Source organism: Massilia genomosp. 1, assembly GCF_011682185.1.
Classification (GTDB): Bacteria; Pseudomonadota; Gammaproteobacteria; order Burkholderiales; family Burkholderiaceae_D; genus Telluria_A; species Telluria_A rubra.
Map to the genome: position 1 here is coordinate 1 of NZ_WHJF01000146.1, position 12,478 is coordinate 12,478.

A 12,478-nucleotide genomic window follows, 5' to 3' on the forward strand; every position below is an offset into this window, starting at 1 on the left:
CGCCGCCCGCCCCCCCCGCGGGGCGGGCGGCCCCCCCCCGCCCCGGCGGGGGCCGCGCCGGCGGGGGCCCCCGCGGGGCCCCCCCCCCCCCCCGGGGGGGGGGGGGGGGGCCCCCCCCCCCCCCCCCGCGCCGGCCAGCGCGCCCAGCGCGGCGCCATGCCGGCGCACTGCGATGTGGCGCACCAGGGCGAAGACCATGAATTGCGGCTGGAACAGCGGGGCGGCGAGCAGCAGCAGCGCCACCCCGGTGGCCGCGCCGACCTGCGCATAGATCCCGAGCGCGGAGCCGAACCAGGCGAACGCCGCCGCCGTATAGGCCAGCGCCATGAGCCAGGCGCGCAGCAAGGCCGCCGCCAGGGTGGGGCTGGCGTCCAGCGTGCGCAGCCAGGGTGCCAGCAGGACGAAACCGAGCGGCCAGGCGGCGCCGCCGCGCGCATACAGCGCCACCATGGCGCCGCTGGCGAAGATGGCCGCGATGGTACGCACTGTCGCGTTGGTCGATAAGGTCATGATGGTCAGCGCTCCGGGCGTGCCGGGGGAATGACGATGCGCCGGATCGGCAAGCCGGGCGGTGCCAGTTCCGGCGGGACGACCAGGTTCTTGGGCATCTCGATGGGCTTGTCGCTGGCATCGCGCAACTGGAAGTCGGGTGCGAACATCAGCACCGCTTCGATGCGCTGGCCGTCATCGGTGGCCTGGTGATGGCGCACATAGCCCTTCGGCAAAACGAAATCCTCGGGCACCGCCAGCCCGACCAGGGGCGGACTGGTTCCCGGTGGCGAAAAGGCGCCCAGGCCGGAATGGATGCCGCGCTCGTGCAGGCCTTCGATGACTTGCGCCATGCTGGGACTGGCGCCGCGCGCGACGTAGCTCGACAGGTCGCGCGTGGGGTCGGCGTCACCTTCGGGGGCGCGCGCCGGCGCGGCCGGCACAGGCACAGGCGCGCGTGCAATGCCCGCCGCCGGCGCATGCGTTGTCGTCGGCAGCGGCGGCGCTGCCGCGATCGGCGCGGCGGCGCCGGCCCCGCCGCGGGTCGGCGTCCATAAATAGAACAGCGCGGCGCCGCAGGCAACGGCCAGCAGCACGACGATGACGGCGCGGCCCCGGGAGGGCCGCCAGGCGCGGCTGGCAGCGGATTGCGCGCTGCCAGACGGCGCCGGCCCGGAACGCGGAGGCGTGTCCACGGATCGGCGCCCTGTGCTTACGGCGTGGCCGGATTGTAGGTCGACACCGCCCAGCCGATGCGCTCATGGCCGTACTGGTTCCAGATCGGGTTCTTGCCGCCGCTGAAGCTCGTGTAACGTGGCGCGCCGCTGCCGGTGGTGCTGCCGAACAGGCCGGAACTGAAGGTGCTGCCGTTGTAGGTCGGGTGGGTGTCGTCCGACTGGATGTAGTCGTAGCTGCTGCCCGACGACACAAAGTGCGTGTTGGCGTCGCGGATGGTCGAGCGCAGCGCCGTGGTCAGGCGGTTGACGTAGCTCGCTTCGCTCTCGCCGTTCACATAGCGCAAGCCCTCGGCGTCGATGCGGCCGTCGCCGTTGCTGTCGTAATCGGCCCCCATGTACTGGGCAAAATTGTCCGCGCACTGGAAGCCCTTCTGGCGCGCCACATCGCACATCATGAAGTTCATCCTGGCCAGCGCGGGCAGGAACTTGTCCTGCATTTTGACGGTGGCGCCGGTGCCCGCATCCTTGCAGGTGCTTTGCACATTGTCCACCGCATAGCCCGGATAGTGCAGGTTGGAGACGACCTTCAGCTTGACTCCGGCGTAGGCGTTGGCGTTGATGTAGTCCATCGCGGCTGTCACATACTTCTTGCAGCTGGTTTCGGCGGCGGCCAGCCCGCTGTAGTTGCAGGTGCCGGTCTGGCTCTTGAAGGCCGAGCGCGCCTGCAAACCATCGTTGCCGCACATTTCGAAGGTGACCACGCGCGTGTTACTGGCTTGCATATACGAGCGCTCGGCCACGATCTTGTTGTTGTACACGTCCTCGGCCACCGCGCCGGACTTGGTGCGGCGCACGCTTTCGACGTCGGCGCCCCACTGGCCCGACAGATACTCCGCGTTGACCGTGGGCGCCGCGTATTTGGCCGCGCTGGTGACGGAGCCGTTAAAGCCGGCATAGATCGAGTCGCCGTAGGCCACCGAGCGGTACTTGGTGCTGGTGCCGGCCCGGTCGATGGTCCACGAAGCGTTTTGGTTCAGGGTGCTGGCGGCTGCCTCGGAAGCCGGGGCGAGTAGTGCAAGGAAGGGTAACAAGGTGTGCAAAGAACGACGAAAGCGAATGCTCATGAAGCGTCTCCTTTTTAGTTGGACCCGTCCGCCAGGCATGCCATGCCGGCCAACCTGAACGCGGGCACTTCAATGTATTGCAAATATGCACAAGCGTGCTAATTAACCATTCGTCTTGCACAGAAAACATTGAAAATCGGTAGGTTTGTTGTAAATGCGCAGGAGTGCGGCAGCGCGGCAATCTCCACGCCATCCCGCTGGCTGGCGCAGGAAAGATGTGACAAAAACCATTTCGCGCACTAAAATGCGCCCCAATACGTGATGGTGCCCTCCCGCTTGTCGGCTGGAGGGTGAAACGGGAAGCCGGTGACGCACGAGATTTTCATCTCGCGCCAGTCCGGCGCAGCCCCCGCTGCTGTAAGCCTGACGACTTTGATCGAACGCCACTGTGCAGCGCATGGGAAGGCAAGGCCAGGGAAGGATGACGGCGAGCCAGAAGACCGGCCAGTCACGATGCACGCGCAACGCCCGGGGTGTGGGGTTGCCTGTTTTTTGTCGTCCTTTTTCTGTTCTGCCAATGCAATCGCACGCCGCCGGCGTACGTGTTTCCGTTCGCCCTGGGCGGGCGGCGCGTGCCATGCTGCTTGCGCAAGCGTTCGCGAACGTCACCATCGGCCGATCCGGTCATTCACTACGTCAGGTGCTTCCATGATGCTTTCCAGTCACGCTTGTTCCACACCCATCCGTCCCATCGTCGCCGCCATCGCACTGCTGTGTACCCCGGCCGCCCGGGCCGAGCCAGCGGCGCTGATGCCGGTCATCACCATCCAGGCGGAATCGAACCAAGGCCTGGGCCTCAAGCGCGAGATCGGCGCCGCCAGCCGGATCGGGCGGGCGGCGCAGGACTTGCCGGCGAGCGTAGAGTCGCTCGGCGCGGCCAGCATCGAAGCGCGCGGCGACGTGCAGCTCAAGGACGCCGTCACCCGCAGCACCGGCCTGACCGACATCAGCTCGCCCGGCAACGGCATCGCCTATTCGGCGCGCGGCTTCAGCGGCAACAGCGCCATCGCCATCCTGGAAAACGGCCAGCGCCCGCAGGTCGGCTCGGGCACGGCAAGCTATCCCGCCGATCCGTGGGGCTACGAGTACATCGAAGTGCTGCGCGGCCCGGGCTCGGTGATCCACGGCAGCGGCACCACCGGCGCCACCATCAACGCCGTGCGCAAGGCGCCCACGCGCGCCGCCGCATTCGAGGCGATGGCCGGCATCGGGGCCGGGCGCGCGCTGCGCGCCGGCGTCGGCGCCAGCGGCGCGCTGGGGCAGGGCGGAGCGTTCCGCATCGACGCCTACGCCGACCGCAGCGACGGCTTGATCGAACGCGGCGATGCGCGCCACGGCAAAGTGCTGGCCAGCCTGGCGTATGCGCTGGCGCCCACGCTGGACCTCGCGCTCCAGCTCGACCATCTGGAGCAGAAGCCGCAGCGCTACTTCGGCACCCCGCTGGTGGACGGCGCCCTGGCGCGCGCGCTGCGCAGGCAGAACTACAACGTCGGCGACGCCGCTATCGGCCTCGATGACGACAAGGCGCTGGCCCGCCTGACGTGGCGCCTCACGCCGGCCCTCAGCGTCAGCGACGAACTCGTTTACATGAAGGCGCGCCGCCACTGGCGCAATGTGGAGAGCTATGCCTACGACGTCCAGGCGAAGCTGGTCGAGCGCAGCGACTACATCGCCATCGCGCACCACCAGGAGCAGGCCGGCAACCGGCTCGAGGCGCGCTGGGACGGCGGCGCCAACCGCCTGGTGGCCGGGTGGGAAGCGGCCACCATCAATTTCACCCACACCAATAACGCCCCCTACGGCGGCGCATCGAGCGTGGCGCCGACCGGTTTTGCGCCGGGAGTGTTCGACAGCCCCGATCCCTTGCGCCCGAACTTCACGACCGATACCGTCACGCATGCGCTGTACGCCGAAGACGCTTATCGATTCAGCGAGCGCCTGCTGTTGCTGGCGGGCCTGCGCCACGACCGCTACCAGGTCGAACGCACCAGCCTGCAGGGGGCGGCCGGCTTCGATGCCACCTTGCAGTCGACCGCCGCGCGCCTGGGCCTGAGCTGGAAGCTGGCGCCGGATACGTCGCTGTACGGCCAGGTCAGCAGCGGCAGCGATCCGGTGACCAGCCTGTTGTCGCTGAACCTGGCCAACAGCCGCTACAAGCTGACCCGTTCGCGCCAGGTGGAAACGGGCGTCAAGCAATCGCTGGCCGGCGGCAAGGCCGAGTGGACGGCCGCGCTGTACCGCATCCGCAAGGACGACATCATCACGCGCGACCCGGCCAACCCGGCGCTGTCGATCCAGGGCGGCGCGCAATCGTCGCGCGGGGTGGAAGTGAGCGCCAGCGTGGCCGTCACGCCGGCCTGGCGCCTGGAAGCGAACGCGGTCTATACCGACGCCGCTTTCGACCAGCTGATCGAAAGCGGCAACGTCTCGCGCGCCGGCAACCGTCCGGCGGACGCGCCCAGGTCCTCGGCCAATCTGTGGCTCAGCTACCGCAGCGGCGACTGGCGCGCCGGCAGCGGGGCGCGCTACGTCGGCGCGCGTTTTATCGACAACGCCAACGCCCAGGCGCTGCCGGCCTACACGGTGCTCGACGCGAGCGTCGGCTGGCAGGCCAGCCGCCACGTGCTGGTGCAGCTGAACCTGCGCAACCTGGCCGACAAGCTGTATGCCAGCACGTCGTACGGCGGCAGCCAGTACCTGCTGGGCGCGCGGCGCCATGCCGAACTGACCGTCCAGTGGCGCTACTGATCCCGGCCTGGCGCGGTTCGTGAAAGCTGCCGCTGCCGGGCATCGGCAGCGGCGGGCCGTTACGGCCTCTAATGTCGAGTTCGCTTAGTGGCCGCGTCGACAGCGGAGTGTGTCATTGGCGGCACATTTGTTCGAATATCCATGCGCACGTGATGAACGCGCTGGTCGTTCAACGCGAATCTGCGTATTGTCAAACCCTGCACTTCGAAAACATGCTGCGCACAGAAGCGCCGGCGCCATACAGCCGGGCCCGAGCAATTCCGGCCCGCAGCACCGCCACCATCGCAGCACAGATTGACCATGCTTGTCCGCCGATATCACGCCGCGCGCTGAGCGTACACGCTGGTCGCGGACGAGCCAGTCCAGGTACGCCTGTTGCGTACCTTTACGTACCATGGGACCAGATCATGACACTCGTTCGTCATCGGAAATGCCTTGTTGCCGTCGCCCTGTTTTCCTTGCAAACTGTCCACGCCCAAACGACGCCGGATGCGGGCTCCCTGCTGCAGCAAATTGAGAAAGGGCGTCCGCCGCCTCCCAGGACCAATGCGCCCGCAGTCGGCGTGCCGCCACCGATGCGGGCCTTGAGCGGCGCGGCCGTGACCGTGACGGCATTTCGCTTCGTCGGCAATACGTTGCTCAGCAATGAACAGCTCGGCGCTGCGCTCGCCGGCCTGCGCGGGCGGCCACTCGACTTCACCCAGCTGCAACAGGCGCCAGCCGCGGTCGCCGCCCTGTACCGCCAGTCGGGATGGATTGTGCGGGCCTATCTGCCACACCAGGAAATTGTCGACGGCGTGGTGACGATCCAGATTGTCGAAGCGATCTTCGGCGAAGTCCGCCTCGACGGCGGCGCGGCCGCAGCCCGCATCGCGCCGCAGCGCCTGATCGCCATGGTCGACGCGGCCCAAAGCAAGGGCGCGCTGCTCAATGCCGACGCGCTCGACCGGGCCCTTCTGCTGCTGGGCGACCTGCCCGGCGTCACCGTCACCGGCAGCCTGAGCGCCGGGCGCAACGAGCGCGAAACCGACCTGTTGTTAAAAGTGGAAGACGCACCGCTGCTGAGCGGCGTCGTCAGCGTCGACAACGCCGGCTCGCGCTCGACCGGACGGGCGCGCGTGAGCGGCGATATCTACCTCAACAGCCCCTTTCGCCTGGGCGACCAGATCGGACTGAGTTTGCAGCATTCGGAAGGAATCGATTACGCCCGGCTCGACGCCAGCGTGCCCGTTGGCAGCAGCGGTGTGCGCGCTGGCGCCCATGTATCGGCCTTGCGTTACAAGCTCGTCAGTGATGACACGGCGGCGCTCGACGCCCGCGGCAAATCCTCGACAAGCGGGCTCGACGGCAGCTACCCCTTGCTCCGCTCGCGCCTGAAAAACCTGTCGCTCGCCCTCAATGTCGATCACCGCCGTTTCGACAACCACGCCCTTGGCGCCACCGTGAGCGATTACCGCATCGATACCCTGGGCGCTTCGCTGTACGGCAACGCGCTCGATCAGTTGGGCGGCGGCGGCAACAACACCGGCAGCCTGAGCCTGGTGCGCGGGGAGGTCGACCTGGATGGCTCGCCCACGCGCGCGGCAGACGCGGCCACGGTGAAATCGGCCGGGCGCTTCACCAAGCTGCGCTACGCGGCCGCGCGCACCCAGGCGTTGAACGACGCCCTGCTGCTGTACATGACCCTGGCGGGGCAGGCGGCGCGCAAGAATCTCGATTCGGCCGAAAAATTCTATCTTGGCGGCCCGAGCGGCGTGCGCGCCTATCCCATCAACGAAGGCGGCGGCGCGTCCGGCCAGCTGGCCAGCATCGAACTGCGCGCCCAGTTGCCGCACAAGCTGTCGCTGGCCGGGTTCTACGACTGGGGGCATGTCAGGATCAACCACGACAACAATTTCGCCGGGGCCGAAACGCGCAATGCCTATTCCTTGCGCGGCGCCGGCGTTGCCTTGAGCTGGCTGGCACCGAAAGGCATCAGCCTCAAGTCCACCTGGGCGCGCCGGATCGGCGCCAATCCCAATCCGAGCGCCAGCGGCAGCGACCAGGATGGTTCGCTGACCCGCAACCGCTTCTGGCTGCAAGCCAGCCTGCCATTTTGAATTAAGGGAATCATCATGTTCGCACATGCTTCGATGAACCGCTTCTATCGCCTGATCTGGAGCGAGCAGTGCTGCTGCTGGGTTGCCGTTGCCGAGCACGCCAAAGGGCGGGGCAAGGGCAGCCGCCGGCCGCTCGCCGCCGTGCTGGCCGCGCTGGGGCTGGTGGCCGGGTTCGCCGATGCGGCCCTGGCGCAGACGGCGCCGGCCGTTGGCGCCTTGCCGGGCGGGGCCAATGTGGTGGCGGGGAACGCGCAAGTGAGCCAGGCCGGCGCCGCCATGTCGATCCAGCAGAGCACCGAACGCGGCGCCATCGAGTGGCAAAGCTTCAATATCGGGCAGGGCGCCAGCGTCAATTTTGTGCAGCCGTCGAGCCGTTCGGTGACCCTCAACCGGGTCATGGGCGCCAGCCCGAGCCAGATTTTCGGCAAGCTCACGGCCAACGGCCAGGTATTCCTGTCGAATTCGGCGGGCGTGTATTTCGGCCGCTCGGCCACGGTCGAGGTGGGCGGGCTGGTGGCGACCACGCATGCGATGTCGACCGCCGACTTCATGGCTGGAAGCAATACGTTCACCCGCGCCGGGGCGGCCGGGAGCGTGCTCAACGAGGGGCAGTTGCATGCCACGCTGGGCGGCTATATCGCGCTGCTGGCCCCCGAGGTGCGCAACAGCGGCATCGTGCTCGCGCAGCAGGGCGCGGTGGCGTTCGCTGCCGGCGAAGCGCTCACCTTGCAATTCAACGACAGCAATACCCTGGCCTCGGTGAGCGTCACGCCGTCGGCCATCGCGGCCCTGGTCGAGAATCGCCAGGCGGTGCTCGCGCCCGGTGGCCTGATCGTGTTGTCGGCCCAGGCCAGCAACAGCTTGCAGGGCGGGGTGGTGAACAACAGCGGCGTGCTCGAGGCGAGCGGCCTGGTCAGCGATGGCGGACGCATCCTGCTCAGCGGGTCCGGCCAGGTCAATCATGCGGGTACGATCCGCGCCGACGCCGCCCCCGGATCGCACGGCAACGGCGGCTCGGTGGTCCTGATGGGCGAGCTTGGCAAGCACGCCAGCAAGACCACGGTCGATGGCGCGATCAGCGTGCGCGGCGGGGAAAACGGCGGCAACGGCGGCTTTGTGGAAACCTCGGGCAGCCGGCTGGCGGTCGGCGCGACCACCCGGGTCGATGCGCGCGCCGCAGCCGGCAAGACAGGAACCTGGCTGCTCGACCCGGACGGCTTCACGATCGCGCCCAGCGGCGGCGATATCAGCGGCGCCACCCTGAGCGGCAACCTGGCGCTGGCCGACGTTGCGCTGGCCAGCACCGGCGGCAGCGGCAGCGACGGCAGCATCAACGTCAACGACGCGGTCAGCTGGAGCGCCAACAAGCTGACCCTGACCGCCAGCAACGCCATCAACATCAAGGCGGTCATGAGCGCCACCGGCAGCGCCAGCCTGGACCTGGCCCCGGCCGGCCTGAAAGTCAATACCGCGTTCGGCGCCAACAATACCTTTGCCGGCAAAGTCAATTTCAGCGGCAGCGGCGCCCTGACCATCAATGGCAACGTGTACACCGTCATCAACAGCCTGGGGGCGGGCCGCGGCGACATGACGCCCGGCACCCTGCAGGGTGCGCAGTTGAGCCAGAACGCCTATTACGCGCTCGGCAGCGATATCGATGCGTCCGCCACGTCGGGATGGAACGATGGCAATGGCGGCACCGGCTTCACGCCCTTCGGCGTGTCATGGGGGGCGTTCGAGGGACTGGGCCACACCATCAGCGGGATGTTCATCAACCAGAGCGGGCCGGCGATGATCACCAGCTTGTATGGCAACAACACGGTGCAGTTGCGCAATCTGGGCATGCTGGGCGGGTCGGTCAACCGCGGCACCAATGCGGCCGGCATGGTCGGCATCAACTACGGCACCATCAGCAATGCCTTCTCGACCATGGCGGTGACGGGGTTTAACGAAATGGGCGGGCTGGTCGGGGACAACCGGGCTGGCATCATCACCAACAGTTATGCCACTGGCGCCGTGTCCGGCACCAGCCAGGTGGGCGGGCTGGTCGGCAAAAATACCGGCATCATCGAAAACAGTTATGCCACCGGCAACGTCACCGGCACCACCGCCTTCATCGGCGGCTTGGCGGGATTGAACTATTTCGGCACCATCCGGCGCAGCTACGCCAGCGGCGCCGTGGCGGGCAGCCAGTCGGTGGGGGGACTGGTCGGCATCAACCAGGCCGCCGGCGGCACGCGCAGCAATATCATCGATACCTATGCGCTCGGCGCCGTGTCGGGCAATACCAATGTCGGCGGCCTGGTGGGCGAAAACGGCTCGGTGATCACCAACAGCTATGCGGTCGGCGCCGTGACGATCGGCAATGGCAACACCAGCGTCGGCGGCCTGGTCGGCTACCAGACGATGGACGGGGGCGTCACGACGTCGGAGATCAACAACAGCTTTTGGGACGTCAACACGTCCGGCCAGGCGGCTAGCGCCGGCGGGGTCGGCAAGACCAGCGCGCAAATGAAGGCGCGCGCCACCTTCACCGACGCCGGATGGGATTTCCTGGCGCCGGTCTGGCAAATCAAGGCGGGCGTCAACAACGGCTATCCCTGCCTGGCGGTGTTCGCATCGTGCCCGAGTTCGCAGCCGCTGTCGGTGCGGGTGAACGCCAGCCAGGCCGGCAATGTGTATGGCGACCCGGTCGGCACATTGAGCTATTCGCTGTTTAACGGCGCCAACCTGCTCGACGCCAGCGCGCTCGCCGCCCTCGGGCTCAATGTCGGCGGCACGGCGCTGTTCGGCGGCGCCCCGACCTCCACCTCGAATGCGGGCCTGTACCAGATCGTGTACGGGTCCGGCCTGACCCTGGGCGGCGCCAACGCCGACAATTATGCTGTCGTGCCCGGCGCCGGCCTGGCCTACACAATATCGAAACGGCCGCTGGCCCTGGCCGGCAGCCGTCCCTACGACGGCGGCACGGTGTTCAACGCCGCCGCCATCGGCGCCACCAACCTGGTCGGCAGCGATTGCGCCGGCGGACTGGCCGCGTGCGGCTTGAGCGGCAGCGGCAGCGTACCGAGCAAGAACGTCAGCGCCGGCGCGCAGCCGCTGAGCCTCGGTACCCTGGCCCTGGCCGGCGCCATCGATGCCAATTATGTCTTGAGCGGGGCCAACGCCAGCGCGACGATCACGCCACGCGCGCTGGCGGTCGTTGCGGAAGGCGACAGCCGCGTGTATGACGGCAGTCGTGACGCCACGGTGTCCTTGTTCGACGACCGCCTCAACGGCGATGTGTTGACCATTAACAAGACTGCGCTGTTCGACACAAAAAATGTCGGCACAGGCAAGACGATTACGGTGTCGGGCATCACCCTCGGCGGCGCCGACGCCGGCAATTATGCGCCGAACACGAGCGTAACCACCAACGGCAACATCACCCCGCGCAGCCTGGAAATTTTCGCCAGCGGCATCAGCCGGCCGTATGACGGCGGGGTCGCCGCCACCGTGACCCTGATCCCCGACGACGCGGTCGTGCCGAACGATAGCCTGACGTATTCCTATGGCGCGGCCAGCTTCGCCGACAAGAACGCCGGCCCCGGCAAGCCGGTCCAGGTTACCGGGATCGCGCTCGGCGGCGCCGATGCCGGCAATTACCTGGTCAATACCAGCGCCAACACCTCGGCCACGATCACCAGGCGTACACTGGAATTTAGCGCGCTCGCCGCCAACCGCGAATACAACGGCACCACGATCGCGACGGCCACGCTCGCGCCGAGCGGGCTGATCGGCACCGATGAGGTGACCCTGGCCTATACCGCCGCCAACTTCGTCGACAAGCATGTCGGCAACGGCAAGCTTGTTACGCTCAGCGGCATCAGCGCCGGCGGCGCCGACCTTGGCAACTACCAGGTCGCCGCCAGCGCCAGCACCACGGCCAACATCACCAAGCGGCCGGTGCTCGTCAGCGCCCTCGGCACCAGTCGCCAGTACGACGGCAGCACGGCCGCCACTGCGGTCATCAGCGTCGGCGACGGCTTGATCGATGGCGATGCGGTGACCGTGAGTCCGGGCACGGGCAGTTTTGGCGACAAGAACGTCGGCCTCAACAAGCCGATCAGCGTGAGCGGCTATGCGTTCGGCGGCCCCGATGGCGGCAACTACAGCTTCAATCCCGTGGCCACCGCGTTTGCCGACATCACGCCGCGCCCGCTGACCGTGAGCGCCGGCGGCGCCAGCCGCGTGTACGACGGCAGCACGACCAGCGGCGCGACCCTGGCGGACAACCGCATTGCGGGCGACAAGCTGGTGGTCGGCGGCAGCGTGAGCGACTTTGCCGACAAAAACGTCGGCAACGGCAAGGCCATCGTCATCAGCGCGATCACGATGAGCGGCGCCGACAGCGCCAACTACACGCTGCCGGGTTCGACCATTACGACGACCGGAGCGATCACGCCCCGCTTGTTGAATATCAGCGCCAGCGCGGCCGATCGCGAGTACGACGGCACCACGCTCGACGCCGTCACGTTTGGCGACGACCGTGTGGCTGGCGACAATCTGACCCTGGCAGGCGCCGGCAACTTTATCGACAAGAACGCCGGGACGGCCAAACGCGTCAATATCACCGGCATCGTGCTCACTGGCGCCGACAGCGGCAATTACGCGTTCTCGACGACGGCGGCGGCCACGGCGAGCATCGCGCCGCGCCCCTTGCTGATCAGTGTGAAGGGGAACGACAAAGTCTATGACGGCACCACCGCCGGCAGCGCGACGTTCGCCGACAACCGCATCGCCGGCGACGTGCTGGCCTTTGCCGGCACGGCCAGGTTCGCGGACAAGCGGGTGGGCGTCGCCAAGGAGTTGAGCGTTTCCGACATTGCCGTCAGTGGCGCAGATGCCGGCAATTACGTGCCGGCCGGTACCACTGCGAGCACCACCGCCAGCATCGGCGCACGGCCCTTGACGGTCAGCGCCACGGGGATCGATCGTGTGTTTGATGGCGGCACCATCGCGCCGGTGCGCTTGAGCGACGACCGTGTCGCCGGCGACGTGCTCCAGGTAGCCAGCCTTGGCGCCAATTTCATCGACGCCGCGCCCGGTGTCGCGAAACGCATCGACGTGAGCGGGATCGGCGTCGCCGGGATCGACGCGCCCAACTATGCGCTGCTCAACACCTCGGCTGTCACCGCCGCCACGATCACGCCCGCTCCGGGCGATCCGGTGCCGCCGGTTCCCGAAGTACCGACTGTGCCAACGCCGACGCCGACACCGACGCCGACGCCAACGCCAACGCCGCCGGAGCCGGAGACGGCGCCCGGGGCCCCGCCGGGGCCCGTGCAGGCGCCCGGGCGCC

At 67.8% G+C, this 12,478-nt stretch carries 6 protein-coding genes and 1 riboswitch; of the genes, 4 read left to right on the forward strand and 2 right to left on the reverse strand.

Going from position 1 to position 12,478, the window contains the following annotated elements:
• Nucleotides 1-325: 325 nt before the first annotated feature.
• A complete protein-coding gene (locus F1735_RS30605; RefSeq protein ID WP_167240441.1) occupies nucleotides 326-544 on the forward strand; it encodes a hypothetical protein in 219 nt (72 codons plus the stop codon).
• Here F1735_RS30605 and F1735_RS30610 read toward each other — a convergent pair.
• Together F1735_RS30610 and F1735_RS30615 are read right to left on the reverse strand one after the other, a co-directional pair.
• The gene (locus F1735_RS30610) at nucleotides 516-1,184 is read right to left on the reverse strand and encodes a hypothetical protein (RefSeq protein WP_373888608.1); all 669 of its coding nucleotides are present in this window, start codon (nucleotides 1,182-1,184) and stop codon (nucleotides 516-518) included. The genes F1735_RS30605 and F1735_RS30610 overlap by 29 nt on opposite strands.
• Before the next feature lie 17 nt (nucleotides 1,185-1,201).
• Nucleotides 1,202-2,290, reverse strand: coding sequence for an SGNH/GDSL hydrolase family protein (locus F1735_RS30615; RefSeq protein WP_167240442.1), 1,089 nt, complete (start codon nucleotides 2,288-2,290; stop codon nucleotides 1,202-1,204).
• A gap of 245 nt (nucleotides 2,291-2,535) precedes the next feature.
• Nucleotides 2,536-2,753: riboswitch (cobalamin riboswitch) on the forward strand.
• Between the two features lie 185 nt (nucleotides 2,754-2,938).
• Here F1735_RS30615 and F1735_RS30620 point away from each other — a divergent pair.
• The 3 genes from F1735_RS30620 to F1735_RS30630 all read left to right on the forward strand — a co-directional run.
• A complete protein-coding gene (locus F1735_RS30620; RefSeq protein ID WP_167240443.1) occupies nucleotides 2,939-5,038 on the forward strand; it encodes a TonB-dependent receptor in 2,100 nt (699 codons plus the stop codon).
• 407 nt (nucleotides 5,039-5,445) lie between these two features.
• The gene (locus F1735_RS30625; protein ID WP_167240444.1) at nucleotides 5,446-7,137 is read left to right on the forward strand and encodes a ShlB/FhaC/HecB family hemolysin secretion/activation protein; all 1,692 of its coding nucleotides are present in this window, start codon (nucleotides 5,446-5,448) and stop codon (nucleotides 7,135-7,137) included.
• A gap of 15 nt (nucleotides 7,138-7,152) precedes the next feature.
• Nucleotides 7,153-12,478 (forward strand): YDG domain-containing protein (locus tag F1735_RS30630; protein ID WP_167240445.1); only part of this gene is annotated, 5,326 nt, incomplete at its 3' end.

What these genes read in the sequence shown, in the direction of transcription:
- F1735_RS30620 (WP_167240443.1), top strand. Translation starts at nt 2,939, where the DNA reads ATGATGCTTTCCAGTCACGCTTGTTCCACACCCATCCGTCCCATCGTC.
- F1735_RS30605 (WP_167240441.1), top strand. Translation starts at nt 326, where the DNA reads ATGAGCCAGGCGCGCAGCAAGGCCGCCGCCAGGGTGGGGCTGGCGTCC.
- F1735_RS30625 (WP_167240444.1), top strand. Translation starts at nt 5,446, where the DNA reads ATGACACTCGTTCGTCATCGGAAATGCCTTGTTGCCGTCGCCCTGTTT.
- F1735_RS30615 (WP_167240442.1), bottom strand. Translation starts at nt 2,290, where the DNA reads ATGAGCATTCGCTTTCGTCGTTCTTTGCACACCTTGTTACCCTTCCTT.